Raw genomic sequence first — 15,966 nt, 5'->3', positions numbered from 1 at the left:
TCAAATAAAAGACGTGTGAAATAAAAAAGGGCCTTTGGGCCCTTTTTTATTTCGCTTGTTACCGCTGATGATCAGAGACGGCTGACATCCACCGAGACACTTAATGTCGGATTTTCACCGCCGCCGAAGATCACACCGCATAACGGCGTGACGTCGAAGAAGTCCCGCCCCCAGGCGGTAATAATATGCTGTTCGCCCACCATGCAATTGTTGGTCGGGTCGAATTCAAACCAGCCCTCGCCCGGTGCGTACACCGAAATCCAGGCATGGCTGGCATCAGCACCCACCAGCTTCGCCTGTCCCGGCGCCGGCAGGGTTTCGAGATAACCCGACACGTATTTGGCGGCAAAACCAAGCGCGCGCAGCATGCCAATCTGAACGTGGGCAAAGTCCTGACACACACCTTCTTTACGCTCCAGCACCTCGGCAATCGGCGTGGCAATCGTGGTCGCCTGCGGATTGTATTTAAACTCGCGGTAAATGGTCTGGGTTAATTCCAGCGTGGCTTTCAGCAGAGGCTTGTCATCAGTAAAAATGGCCGCAGCGAATTCTTTTAAGTCGTCGCTGTGACGCACCATGGCCGAGTCGAGCATAAACTCACGCGCCATCAGGGTGTCCATGTCGCGCGCGCTGCGCATCAGCTCGCGCGCCTGGGCGCAGGTCACCCCGAGATCCAGGTCCATCATGCTCACCTGATCTTTGGTCTCCACTTCCGAGGTCGCAACAATACGCAGTTTCTTATGCGGATTATGAATCTCGAAATGGTGTGCCCAGTTTCCGAAATAATCTTCGCGCTTTACGTTAAACGATGCGCCCGGCTGAATATCCAGATGCGTGCTCAGGCACTTCTGGCGGCGGCTGTTGCGCGGCATCAGATGCGCCATGTTGTAGCAGTGCGACACCCGGCTGGCGTACTGATATTCGGTAATGTGTTTTACCCGGTAACGCATCAGAGCACCTCCATCGCGCTTTGCACCAGCTGCTGGGAGTTTTCGCGGTGGTCGAAGAATTTGTCCGTAATTTTATCGTTCAGGGCGGCCAGCAGATGTTTGCAGCCACCCATGGCATCGGTCAGTTCCTGATGCACGCCGTCGCCGGCGTTGCTCAGCACTTTCAACGGCGTCAGTTTCACCAGCACTTCCGCTTCCATCAGGGTGCGCTGTTCGGCACTCAGTTCATGCAGCACAGTGACCGGGCGCGGCAGCGCATTTAAATGCTCATTAATCAGATTCAGCTGATACATCAGCGAACGCGGATTACTGCCGTCGAGCAGAATCAGGTCGAGGGTGGTTTCGGTACTCATGCGGCCGCGATAACGGCGACGGTAACTGATCAGGGTTTCCATGGTCAGCAGCAGGGCTTCGGCCATGCGGTTCTGTTCGCCTTCGCTTAATACAGGCCCCATCAGACCGGTCACGGCGGTGTTGATCTGCTGCGCCCGTTCCAGACGTTTGCCCAGTTCCATAAAGCGCCAGCCGAAGCTGCGGTTCATGCTTTCCTGCGTCAGACCAGCAAAGGCCATCAGCGCGGTCACCAGCGGGTCGAGCACCTCTTCCGGCGCCGACGCCATGCTGTTGGTCAGCGCCTGCGGCAGTTCAATCAAGGCATCGCGGATGTCGTTGATGATGCGGAAAGTATCCGACGACAGCAGCTCTTTGGTCTGGTCGGCGCAATACAGCATGGCGTTCAGGCTGCCGGCGATGCTGTTGTTGAGCGAGCCGTCCTGCACCCAATTAGCCAGCTGGGTATCCGGGTCTGTTTCGGTGCCGAACAGACCGGCCACCTGCATCACGGTGGACAACAGATTACGCTTCACCGCCGGACTGGCCGGCGATTCGCTGGAGAACTGAATAAAGGTGGTGCGCAGTATGCGCAGAATGGCTTCGGCACGCTCGGCGTAACGTCCCATCCAGAACAGGTTTTCCACCACCCGGCTGGGCAGACTGACGGTTTCGGTTTCACGTCCGGCCGGAACGTCGTCGCCCAGTTCACTGAGGCTGATGCGCTCAGGCTCAGACGCCACCACCCAGGTGTCTTTACTGCGGGCACCGGCCTGACTGGCGATCACAAAACTGTTTTCTTCGCCGCCCACACGGGTCAGACCGCCCGGCATCAGGGTGTAAGACGAGCCCGACGCCACTGCGTACGAACGCAGAATCGCCGGCCGCGGCACCAGATCAAACTGGTTGTTACTGAGGGTCGGCAGATGCCCGGCCTGCAGTGCCGGCTGGGCGATGTATTGCAGCGGGTCGGCCTGAATGCGCGCCATCAGCGCGGCCCGTTGTTCGTCGTTCAGTTCGCTGGCGCGGATGCTGAGCGTACCGGCGCTGCGGTACACCGGCTTGATCACCAGCTCAGGTAAATGACTCAGCACATAGGCGCGGTCGGCGTCGTCGCCGCACCAGTAGGTGGTTACTGACGGCAGACGCAGGTCGCGGCCCAGCAGGGCTTTGGCGATGTCCGGCAGATAACGCAGGAACACCGGGTTTTCGAGAATGCCCGAGCCCAGCGGGTTGGCCACCACCAGATTGCCGGCGCGCACCACTTCGAGCATACCGGCCACCCCCAGACGGGAGTCGGCGCGCAGTTCCACCGGATCACAGAACCAGTCGTCGACCCGGCGCAGCAGCACGTCCACACGGCTTAAACCGTCGAGGGATTTCATCCACAGGAAGCCGTTGCGCACCACCAGATCGTCGCTCTGCACCAGCGGGAAACCTAAGTAGTTAGCCAGATAGGCGTGTTCGAAATAGGTTTCGTTGTGCGGCCCCGGCGTCAGCAGCACGACGCGCGCCTGCGACGGATTCGGCGACAGGCTCATCAGCTTCACCCGCAGGCGCTGGAAGAAGGCCGCCAGACGATGCACATGACTGTCGCGGAACAGGCTCGGGAACACGCGCGACATCACAGTGCGGTTTTCCAGCGCGTAGCCGGCACCGGACGGCGATTGGGTACGGTCACCCAGCACCACAAAGCCCTGCTGCGGATCGCGGATCATGTCCACCGCGTGCAGAATCAGGTCGTGATCACCGGGCAGCTGAATGCCGTGACAGGCGCGCAGAAAGCCGCGATGACAGAACACAGCTTCCGGCGGAATCACGCCGGTGCGGATCAGGGTGCGGGCACCGTACAGATCGCGCAGCAGCAGATTCAGCAGTTCGGCGCGTTCGAGCAGGCCGCTTTCCACATCCGCCCACTCATCACTGCTGATGATGTTCGGCACCAGATCCAGGTTCCAGGTCGGCGCCTGATCCACACTGCCGTGGGCGTAAATGTTATAGGTCGCACCGTCGTCACGCAGAATACGCAGCGCCTTCTGGCGACGGGCGGCCAGATCGTCCAGCCCCGCCAGACTGTCGAGCACATAGTGCCAGTGCGGCCGCAGGCTGCCGTCTGGCCGGATCATGTCGTCGTGACGCTGATCGCTCGGCTCATACAGCCACTGCGGCCGCGCTTCACTGGATTGCATACCCGGAATACCCTTGAGTTCGTAATGGGGTGTAGTTTATCGCATCCTGCGCAAATCCAGCGTATGCGGGTACTCATCCGGCGATTCTTCCGGCGGCGGCGCCATCGGCCGTGGCGTGCTGTGCGGGAAAAACTCGCGCAGCGCATCCACCGCCGGGCGGGCCGTGAACGGCCCCTGGGTATGACCCAGATCGCCGAAACGGGTAATACGACGGGCTTCCGCCTCGAACGCATTGACCGGGAAGGTATCGTAATTACGGCCACCCGGGTGGCTGACCGCGTAGGTACAACCACCGATGGAGCGGCCACTCCAGGTATCGATCAGGTCAAACACCAGCGGCGCGTGAATGCCCACAGTCGGGTGCAGAGCCGATGGCGGCGCCCAGGCCTTGTAGCGTACGCCGGCCACGTATTCGCCTTTGCGGCCGGTATTGCTCAGCGGCACGCGGCGGCCATTACAGGCCAGCACATAGCGCTCGCCGGCCATGCCGGTGACCTTCACCTGCAGGCGCTCAACCGACGAATCCACGTAACGGGCGGTGCCGAAGCTCGATACTTCCTCGCCCAGCACATGCCAGGGCTCGATCGCCCAGCGCAGTTCGATGCACACGTCATCCAGCTGCACACGGCCGTAATGCGGGAAGCGGAATTCCTCGAACGGCGCCAGCCACTCCGCCTTGAACGGCAGACCGTGATCCTGCAGGTCCTGCGCCACGGCACAGACATCGCGCCAGACGTAATGTGGCAGCATGAACTTGTCGTGCAGCTCGGTACCCCAGCGCACCAGCGGCTTGCGGTACGGCTCACGCCAGAAACGGCTGACCAGCGCGCGGATCAGCAGCGCCTGCACCAGCGCCATGCGCGCGTGCGGCGGCATTTCAAAGCCACGGAATTCGAGCAGACCTAAACGGCCCGCCACCGAACCCGGCGCAAACAGTTTGTCGATGCAGAACTCGGCGCGGTGCGTGTTACCGGTCACGTCGATCAGCAGGTTGCGCATGATGCGGTCGACCATCCACGGCTGCGGCACTTCGCCGGCCGGCATCTGCTGGAAAGCGATTTCCAGTTCGTAAAGCGAATCGTCACGGGCTTCATCGACACGCGGTGCCTGACTGGTCGGGCCGATAAAGGCGCCGGAGAACAGGTACGACAGCGACGGGTGGTGCTGCCAGAAGGTAACGAAACTCTGCAGCACATCCGGACGGCGCAGCATAGGGCTGTCGGCAGGCGTTGGGCCGCCGAGGGTAATGTGGTTACCACCGCCGGTGCCGGTATGGCGGCCGTCGAGCATGAATTTCTCAGCCCCCAGACGCGACTCGCGCGCGGCCTGATACAGCTCGGTCATGTTGCCGACCAGCTCGTCCCAGTTGTTGGCCGGGTGAATGTTCACCTCGATCACGCCCGGGTCCGGGGTCACCAGCAGTTTCTTCAGACGCGGATCGCGCGGCGGCTCGTAGCCTTCAATCACCACCGGCAGGCTGAGTTCCAGCGCGCAGAATTCAATGGCCGCCAGCAGGTGTACGTAGCTTTCCAGATACGGCAGCGGCGGCATAAAGATATGCAGCTTGCCGCCACGGGCTTCGACAGCCAGTGCGGTTTTCACCATGTCACGCCAGATGGTCTGGTGCGCATCTTTACCGGCGGCTTTCTGCTGCGTCTGAGTTTCAGCCACCGCAGGCGGTGGCGGCATGTTCAGCAGACGCTCATGACTGGCCAGCGGTGCGTGCGGTGTAAAGGGGTCGACGTCCTGCGGCAGCTGAACTTCTTCGCTCCACGGCAGGCTGTCGAGCGGCAGACGCAGACCCACGGGCGAGTCGCCCGGAATCAGCACCAGACGGCCACGACGGAATTCCCACAGGCTCGACTGCCAGCTCTGGCTGTAAAAATTCCAGCCCAGCGGCAATACAAAACCAGTCGGGGTATCCAGCCCCTGCTCCAGCCCCTGCTCCAGCACGCGCGCCAGACGGCGGCGGGCCAGACTGTCTTTGGCGCCGGCAATCTGCGCGTCGATATTGGCCGGCAGGTTCTGTTCCTGCAGCAGGTAATGCAGACCGTCTTCGTACGCCGGCTGCACATAACCGGTATCGAGACCGAGTTTATCGGCCAGCAATTGCGAGAAGCGTTCGGCGTCGGCCAGCTTGTGGCCGTAATCGTGATTCACCCGCGCCAGTAATTCCGGTTTGCCCCACAGCGGCTCGCCGTCGGTACGCCAGAAAAGACCCAGCGCCCAGCGCGGTACTTCCTCGCCCGGATACCATTTGCCCTGACCGTAATGCAGCAGGCCAAATGGCGCAAAATGATTGCGCAGGCGCAGCAGCAGGGTTTTCGCCAGCGCCAGTTTGTCTTTGCCGAGCGCCTCGGTATTCCACTGCGCCGATTCCATATCATCCACCGACACGAAGGTCGGCTCGCCGCCCATGGTCAGGCGCACATCGTCGGCCAGCAGACGTTTTTCAACGTCGTTACCGAGCAATAAAATATCGGCCCAGTCGGCATCGCTGTATGGCTTGGTGACGCGCGGATCTTCGTGCACACGGCTGACCGTGTTGCTGTAGTCGAAGGTGACTTCGCATTGATCGGTAAAGCCCTGAATCGGCGCCGCCGATACCGGGTCCGGCGTACAGGCCAGCGGAATATGACCTTCGCCGGCGAACAGACCGGACGTCGGGTCCAGACCAATCCAGCCGGCACCCGGTAAATACACTTCGCACCAGGCGTGTAAATCGGTGAAATCCGCTTCCGGACCGGACGGACCATCCAGGGATTTTTCGTCGGCGGTCAGCTGCACCAGGTAGCCCGACGCAAAACGCGCGGCCAGACCACAGTGACGCAGCATCTGCACCAGCAACCAGGCGCTGTCGCGGCAGGAACCTTTGGCCAGCGACAGGGTTTCTTCCGGTGTCTGCACGCCCGGTTCAAGGCGCACACAATATTCGACGTGCTGCTGAATTTTCTGGTTAATGCTCACCAGAAAATCGATGCTGCGCTGTTCTTTTTTGTCGATGCTGTTGAACAGGTCTTTGAACAGCGCGCCTTCTTCGCTCAGTTCCAGATACGGCGCCAGCTCTTTTTTCAGCTGTTTGTCATACTCGAACGGAAAATTCTCGGCGTATTCCTCAAGGAAAAAATCGAACGGGTTGATCACCGTCATATCGGCGATGACTTCGACCTCGACCGAGAATTTCCGCGTGGTTTCCGGAAACACCAGACGCGCCAGAAAATTACCGAACGCATCCTGCTGCCAGTTAATAAAGTGATCTTCAGGCGTCACTTTTAAGCTGTAGCTGTGAATCGGTGTCCGGCTGTGGGGCGCCGGCCTTAAACGGATAACGTGCGGTGACAAGGTCACCGGACGATCGAAGTCGTAATAGGTATTGTGCGAAATCGCTACACGAATGGTCATAACGGCTCCGCCATAAACCAGGTTTTACTGAACAGAGCGTGCAGTTCACCCAGGGTGATCTGCAGGTTGTTGAGCATGTCGCGGAACTCGTTGCCCAGTTCCTCGGGTTCGGCACAGGCCGGAATTTCTTCCTGCATGCTTTTCAATCGCGCGACCACGGCTTTGCTGTGTGGCAGATGGGACGACACATGCAGTAATTCACTGACGCTGTAGTACAGCGAGCGCGGGAAAAATTCGTCGGCAATCAGGTAATTCACCACCAGCTCACCTTTCACCGATGCCCGGCTGGCACGACGGAAAGGCTGCTCGGCATTCAGTGAACGCAGTACGTTGCCCCAGATAATCTGACGGGCGTTCACCGCGAAATCGTCGTCCTCCACCTGCAGAATGGCCGCCACACCGGCGTCCAGATTACGCGTGGTCGAGTCGGCACGCTCAAGGTTCTGGCCGAGCAGCAGCATTTCCCAGGCGGCATCGCGTGGCATGTTCACAAACCACAAACCGACGATCTGCTGACAGCCTTTAATGATATTGTCGAGAAATTCGTGACGGGCACTGCGGTTAATACCCTTGGCGATATTTTCCTGCACGTACAGGGTCAGCTCGTTCACCATTTCCCAGGTTTCCGGCGGAATCACGTCGCGCGTGGTGCGGATATTTTCCCGCACAGCTTTCAGTGACGACACCAGTGACGATGGGTTGGATTCATCGCCGAGCAGGAATTTCACCACATTGCGTTCGTCTTTTACCGAATAACGTTCGTTAAAATCGGCTTCCAGACTGTTGATCACAATCAGGTTGTACCAGCCCAGATTCACCTGACGCGGCAGGTCGAACAGCAGCTGGTCATAAATGGTTAAAATACGGGCTGTGCTTTCGGCACGTTCCAGATAACGGGCCGCCCAGTAAATTCGTTCAGCAACTTTTGACAGCATTATTCGCCCTTCCCTTCCGCAGTCGCATCCGCCGCTTTTTTCGGCGCTACCCCATCGACAATCCAGGTATCTTTACTGCCGCCGCCCTGTGATGAGTTCACCACCAGCGAGCCTTTTTTCATGGCCACGCGGGTCAGCCCGCCTGTGGTCACATAGCTGTCGCGGCCCTGCAGAATAAACGGGCGTAAATCGAGATGGCGTGGTTCTACTTTGTTTTTGCCCACCAGCGTCGGTGCGGTCGACAGCGCCAGCGTTGGCTGCGCAATGTAGTTGCGCGGATTCGCCTTAATTAAACGGGCAAATTCTTCACGCTCTTTCTTGGTGGAATGCGGGCCGATCAGCATGCCGTAGCCGCCCGATTCGTTGGCCGGTTTCACCACCAGTTTGTCGAGGTTGGCGAGTACGTATTCGCGCTGCTTGTCGTCGTAACAGAGGAAGGTTTCAACGTTCGGAATCAGCGGCTCTTCGCCCAGATAATATTTGATGATGGCCGGTACATAGGCGTACACCACTTTGTCGTCGGCCACACCCGCGCCCGGCGCGTTGGCCAGCGCCACATTACCGGCTTTCCAGGCGCGCATTAAACCCGGCACGCCTAAGGTGGAATCCGGCATAAAGACTTCAGGGTCGAGGTATAAATCGTCGATACGACGGTAGATGACGTCAACGCGTTCGAGGCCGGCGATGGTCTTCATGTACACCACGTCGTCGTCGCCGACCACCAGATCGCTGCCCTCAATCAGTTCAGCGCCCATGCGCTGCGCAAGAAAAGCGTGCTCAAAATAGGCCGAGTTGTAGATACCCGGTGTCAGCACCACCACCACCGGCTTGGCCACGCGGCGCGGCGACAGCGATGACAGCATGTCGAACAGGGCTTCCGGGTAGTCACCAACCGGGGCAATGTTCACTTTTTCGAACACTTCGGGAATCACGCGCTTCATAATGGAGCGGTTTTCCAGCATGTAAGACACACCGGATGGCACGCGCAGGTTGTCTTCCAGCACGTAGAACTGACCGTCACCATCGCGCACCAGGTCGGTACCGCAGATGTGCGCCCAGACGCCGAAACGCGGGCTGACGCCTTCGCATTCCTTACGGTAATTTTTCGACTGCTTCAGCACGAATTCCGGGATGATGCCGTCTTTGATGATTTTCTGATCGTGGTACAGATCGTCGATGAACATGTTCAGCGCGGTCAGGCGCTGCTTGAGGCCGGCGGCGGTTTTGTCCCACTGACTGCGGGAGATGACGCGCGGCACGATATCGAATGGCCAGGCACGGTCAATGTTGCCGCCTTCGGTATACACAGTGAAGGACACGCCCATCTCTTTGATGGTGGATTCAGCGGCTATTTTGCGTGACAGGATGTCTTCTTCAGACAGGGAACTCAGATAGTTGATGAGGCGTTTGGCGGGCTGGCGTGGATTACCAGGACTACTGAACAATTCATCGAAATACCCCTCGTGTGGGGCATACTCTTTCCAACCTATAGACATACCGCTCCTCTCGGTCCCGCAGGACCACAGTACTCCCCGATCTCGGGGCCACACGGCGCTAGCGCTTAACGGCTACGCCAAAGTTCCTTTTTGGTGCACATGCATCACCATGACTCATCACTTTGCACCAAAAAAGCTCCGAACAAAACAAGGGCCCGCGATTGTGAACATTGCTGAGCGGGCCATTGTCCGTATGGACTTTATCCTTTCAAAAAGGGTGCCATTTATCAGTAGAACCATGGTCTGTGACAGACGTGTGGAGCGGAAACAAAAAAGCCACCCGAAGGTGGCTTTTTTTATCCGGTGAGGGATCAGACCTTAGCGCGGCCTTTGAATTCACCAGTACGGGTGTCGATTTCGACGGCGTCGCCGATTTCAACGAAGGCAGCAACAGACAGCTCGTAGCCGTTGTCCAGCTTGGCCAGCTTCATTACTTTACCTGAGGTGTCGCCACGAACGGCTGGCTCAGTGTAAGAAATGGTACGAACGATGGTGGTCGGCATTTCTACAGAGATGGCTTTGCCTTCGTAGAATACAGCTTCACATACGTCGGTCATGCCATCCTGAATGAAGTTCAGGGTGTCGCCCAGGTTTTCTTTTTCAACTTCAACCGGGTTGTACTCTTCGTCCATAAATACGTAGAGCGGATCCTGGAAGTAGGAGTAAGTCACATTGCGACGTTCCAGAACCACAGGTTCGAACTTGTCGTCAGCTTTGAAAACCGGCTCCTGGGTTGCACCAGTCAGCAGGTTTTTCAGTTTCATCTTCATTACAGAAGCGGCGCGGCCGGATTTGTTGAATTCAGCCTTCAGGACGATCCATGGCTGACCTTGCAGGTTCATAACCTGACCAGCGCGGAACTCTTGTGCAATTTTCATAGAGATATACCGATCTATCAGTTGCAGTAGTTTATAAAGTGGGCAGCACTATACCCGATTTCTCGCGTAATGCACGAGGTTTGAGGCCAGATCCCCCAGTGCCAGCAGGCTCTGCTGCCAGTCTGCGCAGTGCCTCTGCCACCCTTCCGGAGCACTCAGCAAAGGCGCCAGATCGGGCAGTTTCAGCCCCGGCTGATTCCAGCTGCGGAACAGGTGCAACAGGGGTTCACGCAACGCCTCATCAGCCGCCTGAAGATAGCGTTGCAGAAAGGCCTCAAGCTTCACCAGATGCGCATCCTCTTCCTGCTGATAGATGTGCCACACCATAGGCTTGCCCAGCATCTGTGCCCGGACAAACGACTCTTCACCGCGCACAAAGTTGAGGTCGCAGGCAGCCAGCAGTTCGTCATAGCGGCTTTGTGGCATAAACGGCAACCCGCACAGGGTAAGCCCGCCGCGGTTCAGCTGCTGCCCGGCAACCAGCGGCTCGCCCAGCCACTGATGCAGACCGGCAGAAATGCGTCCCTCGGGCACCAGCAAAATCACCGGCTGGGCCAACGCCTGCAGCTGCTCAAGCAGGTCGGGCAACGCCGGGTTTTCATAGGCAAACAGGCTGATCAGACGAGCGCCGGCCACCTTCACCTGAAAGCCGAACGCCTGCAGCAGGGCCTGACGCGCCTCGGCTGCGGCAAAACACTGGCTGAGGGCCGGCAAATGCGCATCAAACAACAGCCCACCTGTGCCCTCGGTGAAGCCCGGGAAGAAGAAGGTTTTGCCCAAATTGTGCACCGGCGAATGGCCGAGGTGAAAATCCGTTACCCAGTCTTCGGCGCTCAGGTACTCAAGATTGATCCACAACGGCGGCACAGAACGTTGCTGCATGGCGCGGATATAGGGGTCGGGAATGTCACAGGCGAAGGCCTCGATCACCACATCGGCGACGTCCTGCGCGGCAACACCGTCACAGGCCTGCGCATGCCAGTGGCGCACAACAGCGCCATCGACGGTCTGCCGGTCGGCGCTGGCATCAACCGCAGGCTCAATGGCATGAAAGCTGGTCAGGTCATCAACCCACAGGGTGACCTGCTGACCGTGCACCTGCATCAGCTGACGGGCCAGCCGCCAGCACACACCAATATCGCCAAAGTTATCGATAACCCGGCAAAAAATCGCCCAGTTCAGGCTGTCTCTGTGCACTCTGATTGTCCTCCGGCGACATTTTCAGCGGCGCGTCATGTTAGCTACCAACAAAATTTGATCAAGTGATCAGGTGAGGCACTTTTTATGCTTTCTTCGTGGTATACAGAATAATGTCTGAGATGTTGACGGCGTAAGGGAGATTAGCTGAAACCATGGTGCAGTTTTACCGCCACCTGTTTTTACTCAGCTGCCTGTGGCTCACGCAGGCTCCGGCCAGTGTTGCGGCCGGCCTCACCGTTGGTGTGGAAACCACCGACTACGCTCCCTATTACTTTATTAACAACAACCAGTACAGCGGGGAAGCCCGCCAGCTGCTGGATGATTTTGCCGACAAAAATGGACTGTCGTTTTATTACGACGCCATGCCAGTGCCGCGCCTGTTCCTGCTGTTCACCCGCGACCAGTTCGACTTTAAATTCCCCGATAACCCGCAATGGTCGAGCGGCCTGAAATCCGGGCTGACCATCTACTACAGCGACCCGGTGATGAAGATCACCGAAGCCGTGATGACGCTGACCGACAACACAGGTCCGATCCGTACCGTAGGCACCATTCTCGGCTTCACCACGCCGGGTATTTCCTACCAGCTGACCGAAGGCAACCTGATTCTGGTCGAAGCCTCCACCATGGAGCAGCTGTTCCGTATGCTGGAAGCCGGGCGCATCGATGCCATTTATTTCAATGTGCGCGTCGCCGAATACGCCTCAAGCCACCGCGAAGAACCCCTGGCGCTCAAGGTGCGTGAAGAATACGCGCCTTACAGTTACGCCTATTACCTGTCGACCATGCGCCACCCGGAAGTGATCAACCGCTTCAACCGCTATCTGCGCAGCCTGCCGCCCGACAGTGCCTTCCTGCCTTCGGCCATGCCGTCCAATACGGCGCAGCAATAACTTCCTGCCTGTTACTCAGCCATCCGCCGCTCGCAGACGGACTGTTCATGCACAGCTTTTAGCGATACATTACCTATACAAAGCTATACACCCATTAAAAACCCCGCGCTCATAAACCCGGAAGGCCCTGCCATGAGTCGATTAGGACTTATTCTCGCCGATCAGCTGACGCCAACGCTGGCCAGTCTGCGCGTGCTGGACCCGCAGACCGATACCCTGCTGTTTGCTGAAGTGGCCGACGAAACCGCCTACGTCCCGCACCATCCGCAAAAAATTGCCCTGCTGTTTTCCGCCATGCGCCACTTCGCTGATGAATGCCGCGCGCAGGGCTTTCGCGTGCTGTACCACGCCTTTGACCCGACCAGCCCGGTTAAAAGCCTGATAAGTGCTGTGCAGCAGGTCGTCCGTGCCGGCTGCTTTGACGAACTGATACTGACCGAATGCGGCGAATACCGCCTGCAGCACGCCATGGATGACTCGTGGCCACAGGCGCTTGGGATTCCCGTTATCGTCTACGAAGACGACCGCTTTATCTTTTCCGCGCAGGAATTCCGCCAGTGGACGGAGGGACGCAAGCAGTTGCGCATGGAGTATTTCTACCGCGAGATGCGGCGCAAAACCGGCCTGCTGATGGAGGGCGATAAACCCGTCGGTGGCCAGTGGAATTTCGATGCCGACAACCGCGCGGCGTATAAGGGCGAAGTGCCGGTACCGGCGCGCCTCGATTTCACCCGCGACAGCACAGATGAGGAAGTGCTGGCTCTGGTCAGTGCTCACTTCGGTCACCACATGGGTGACCTCCAGCCCTTCCGTTGGGCGACCACGCGTGAGCAGGCACTCACTGCCCTGCAGCATTTTATTGACCACCGCCTGCCGCATTTCGGCCGCTATCAGGACGCCATGGTCAGCGAACAGGCGCTGGGCGGGCGCGCCGATGCCTTATTTCACTCGCTGCTGTCGCCTTATATTAACTGCGGCTTGCTGACCGCCATGGAAGTCTGTCTGGCGGCCGAAGCGGCCTATTATCACGGTCAGGCGCCACTGGCAGCGGTCGAAGGATTTATCCGCCAGATCATCGGCTGGCGGGAATACGTGCGCGGTATTTACTGGACCTTTATGCCGCACTACGCCGGACGCAACGAGCTGAATAATCAGCGCCCGCTGCCGGCGTATTACTGGAGCGGCCAGACACGCATGCACTGCATGAGTGAGTGCTTCCGCACCACCTTCAGCAACGCCTACGCCCACCATATTCAGCGCTTAATGGTCACCGGCAATTTCGCCCTGCTTACCGGTATCCGCCCCCAGGACATCTGTGACTGGTATCTGGCGGTGTACGCCGACGCCTACGACTGGGTCGAACTGCCCAACACGCTGGGCATGATGATGCACGCCGACGGCGGTCTTCTGGGCAGCAAACCCTACTGCGCTTCCGGCAGTTACATTGCGCGCCAGTCGGACTACTGCGCCCATTGCCCGTATCAGGTAAAGACCGCCGAGAAAGCCGACAGCTGCCCATTCAACAGCCTGTACTGGCATTTTTTAATCCGCCACCGCGACACCTTCGCGCGTAATCCGCGCATGGGCATGATGTACCGCAGCTTCGACCGGATGGACGCCGGCAAGCAGAAGGCCATTCTTGCCCGCGCCGACTACCTGCTGAATAACCTCGACAGCCTGTGACAAGGCCTCTGTCCTGAACCGGGAGTCAATGTGATGAAAAACGCAGACAACCACCACTGCCGTAACCCGCATCAGCTGCCGGTCAAAGTGTGCGCTCACTGCCACAAATCCTTCACCTGGCGGCGCAAATGGGCTCGGGCCTGGGCTGAGGTGAAATTCTGCAGCGACCGCTGCCGGGCCGCTCACAAGCGCCTGCCGCCGGCCAACCTGTGCGCCGCCGGTGCGGTGGACGACGAATTCTGATTCCGCCGACTGATAGCTTTTACCTTACGCTGAAATCAAAAATATTCAGCGCACGCTATTATAAAACCCCATAAACTGCACCAGTATCAGACTCACCACGACGGAGACCACCATGGACATCAGCACTCAGCCGGGCTGGACCAGCATCATGCGCCAGCACGCCTTCGAGCATCCGGTTATTGCCACCGGTCTGGCCCTGTCGGCCGCCGCCGTGGTGCTGTTACTGCTGCAGAGCCTGATGCATGTCATCAGCGGTGAGAGCAGCGGCTTTATGCGCTACGCCTTGCTGGGTGGCACTGCGGGTTTTGTCGCCACTGCCATTGGCGCCATGCCGGCCATGATTCTGCGTTCGGTGCCGCAGAAAGCTGAAGACACCATGCTCGGCTTTGCCGCCGGCATGATGCTGGCCGCCTCTGCGTTCTCTCTGTTATTACCGGGCCTTGAAGCCGGCGAAACCATCACCGGCCATGCCGCCACCGGCGGATTGCTGGTGGTGCTGGGCATGGCCTTAGGGGTCGCGCTGATGCTCGGGCTGGATGAATTTACCCCGCATGAGCACGACAAAACCGGCCCCTGTGGCCCGGGCCACGAACGGTGCGACCGCGCCTGGTTATTTGTCTTTGCTATCGCCCTGCACAATTTGCCGGAAGGCATGGCGGTGGGCGTGAGTTTCGCGCAGGGCGACCTGAGCATTGGTCTGCCACTGGCCACCGCCATTGCCCTGCAGGACATTCCTGAAGGTCTGGCCGTTGCCCTGACCTTGCGCGCCGCCGGTTTTACCCCGTCATTCGCTGTGCTGATTGCCGCCGGCAGTGGCTTGCTGGAACCCGTTGGGGCGTTACTGGGAGTCGGTCTGGCCGGTGGCTTACTGGTCGCCTACCCGGTCGGTCTGGGTCTGGCGGCGGGTGCCATGCTGTTTGTGGTATCACACGAAGTGATTCCGGAAACGCACCGCAACGGTCACCAGACACTGGCCACCATTGGCCTGATGATCGGCTTTGCGTTAATGATGATTCTGGATACCACGCTGGGCTGACTGGGCAAAACCATTCCGTCCACAATTAAGAAATGAAGTCGCTCATTCACCGGCAATAAATTTTAACTACCGCATCAATATCTATTACTTTCTATCCACTATTGGGAAAGAACTCTAGAGTGAAACCGTGAGCTTAATTGTGGAATAACGACAACCGTAGAGGAGCTGCATTATGACCACCGTGAACATTGGCATCAGTGCCGAACACCGCCAGGCCATCAGCGAAGGTCTGGGCAAATTGCTGGCCGATACCTACACCTTGTACCTGACCACGCACAATTTTCACTGGAACGTGACAGGCCCTATGTTCAACAGCCTGCACACCATGTTTATGGCGCAGTACACCGAACTGTGGAATGCGGTCGACCCGATTGCCGAGCGTATCCGCTCGCTGGGCCACGTGGCCCCCGGTTCGTACGCGCAATTTGCGCGCCTGACCAGCCTGCCGGATGCGCCGGAAACACCGCCCAAGGCGGTGGATATGATACGTATTCTGGCCACAGGGCATGAAGCCACGGCGCGCACGGCCCGCAGCCTGTTTGCTCTGGTGGATGAAGCCTCTGACGAGCCGACGGCTGACTTGCTGACTCAGCGCCTGAGCGTGCACGAACAGACCGCGTGGATGCTGCGTGCACTGCTCGAAGAATAATGAAAGGTAAGAACAACAACCCGGAACAATGACGGCAAAAGCCATCGACTGCGTTGAATAAAAAAGCCGGCATTGCCGGCTT

The 15,966-nt window shown here is 58.5% G+C and carries 12 protein-coding genes; 5 read left to right on the top strand and 7 right to left on the bottom strand.

The annotated features are described in order from the left end of the window. Window positions 1-71 precede the first annotated feature (71 nt). The 7 genes from ACQUQU_RS03125 to earP form a co-directional block, all read right to left on the bottom strand. Window positions 72-950 (bottom strand): transglutaminase family protein, encoded by an 879-nt coding sequence (locus ACQUQU_RS03125; protein ID WP_430461795.1) that lies wholly within the window; start codon window positions 948-950, stop codon window positions 72-74. Then, window positions 950-3,469, bottom strand: coding sequence for a circularly permuted type 2 ATP-grasp protein (locus ACQUQU_RS03120; RefSeq protein ID WP_430461794.1), 2,520 nt, complete (start codon window positions 3,467-3,469; stop codon window positions 950-952). The genes ACQUQU_RS03125 and ACQUQU_RS03120 overlap by 1 nt, the downstream gene beginning before the upstream one ends. Window positions 3,470-3,505: 36 nt before the next feature. Further along, the gene (locus ACQUQU_RS03115) at window positions 3,506-6,871 is read right to left on the bottom strand and encodes a DUF2126 domain-containing protein (protein ID WP_430461793.1); all 3,366 of its coding nucleotides are present in this window, start codon (window positions 6,869-6,871) and stop codon (window positions 3,506-3,508) included. After that, on the bottom strand, window positions 6,868-7,806 hold the full coding sequence (locus tag ACQUQU_RS03110) for an alpha-E domain-containing protein (protein ID WP_430461792.1): 939 nt from the start codon (window positions 7,804-7,806) through the stop codon (window positions 6,868-6,870). Before ACQUQU_RS03110 ends, ACQUQU_RS03115 begins: the two co-directional genes overlap by 4 nt. After that, entirely contained in the window at window positions 7,806-9,302 is a 1,497-nt protein-coding gene (locus ACQUQU_RS03105) for a circularly permuted type 2 ATP-grasp protein (RefSeq protein WP_430461791.1), read from the bottom strand. Before ACQUQU_RS03105 ends, ACQUQU_RS03110 begins: the two co-directional genes overlap by 1 nt. Before the next feature lie 311 nt (window positions 9,303-9,613). Further along, window positions 9,614-10,180 carry an elongation factor P gene (gene efp / locus ACQUQU_RS03100; protein ID WP_430461790.1) on the bottom strand — a complete coding sequence of 189 codons (567 nt, stop codon included), beginning with the start codon at window positions 10,178-10,180 and terminating at the stop codon, window positions 9,614-9,616. 48 nt (window positions 10,181-10,228) lie between these two features. Beyond that, window positions 10,229-11,377, bottom strand: a complete 1,149-nt coding sequence (earP, locus tag ACQUQU_RS03095; protein ID WP_430461789.1) for an elongation factor P maturation arginine rhamnosyltransferase EarP — start codon at window positions 11,375-11,377, stop codon at window positions 10,229-10,231. A gap of 155 nt (window positions 11,378-11,532) precedes the next feature. Here earP and ACQUQU_RS03090 point away from each other — a divergent pair, with 155 nt between their 5' ends. From ACQUQU_RS03090 to ACQUQU_RS03070, 5 genes are all read left to right on the top strand, one after another. Then, window positions 11,533-12,273, top strand: coding sequence for a hypothetical protein (locus ACQUQU_RS03090; RefSeq protein WP_430461788.1), 741 nt, complete (start codon window positions 11,533-11,535; stop codon window positions 12,271-12,273). A 132-nt stretch (window positions 12,274-12,405) separates the two neighbouring features. Then, the gene (locus tag ACQUQU_RS03085; RefSeq protein ID WP_430461787.1) at window positions 12,406-13,956 is read left to right on the top strand and encodes a cryptochrome/photolyase family protein; all 1,551 of its coding nucleotides are present in this window, start codon (window positions 12,406-12,408) and stop codon (window positions 13,954-13,956) included. A 33-nt stretch (window positions 13,957-13,989) separates the two neighbouring features. Further along, entirely contained in the window at window positions 13,990-14,199 is a 210-nt protein-coding gene (locus ACQUQU_RS03080) for a DUF2256 domain-containing protein (protein ID WP_430461786.1), read from the top strand. A gap of 112 nt (window positions 14,200-14,311) precedes the next feature. Then, complete coding sequence (locus ACQUQU_RS03075; protein ID WP_430461785.1) at window positions 14,312-15,235, top strand: ZIP family metal transporter; 924 nt, start codon at window positions 14,312-14,314, stop codon at window positions 15,233-15,235. A gap of 172 nt (window positions 15,236-15,407) precedes the next feature. Beyond that, window positions 15,408-15,884: a Dps family protein gene (locus ACQUQU_RS03070; protein ID WP_430461784.1), complete on the top strand. Its 477-nt coding sequence runs from the start codon at window positions 15,408-15,410 to the stop codon at window positions 15,882-15,884. Window positions 15,885-15,966: the final 82 nt, after the last annotated feature.

The sequence above is a fragment of the Thalassolituus sp. LLYu03 genome, assembly GCF_050507655.1.
Classification (GTDB): Bacteria; Pseudomonadota; Gammaproteobacteria; order Pseudomonadales; family Oceanobacteraceae; genus Venatoribacter.
Note: the sequence above shows the minus strand (reverse complement) of the source record. Positions and strands in the feature narration are given on the sequence as shown.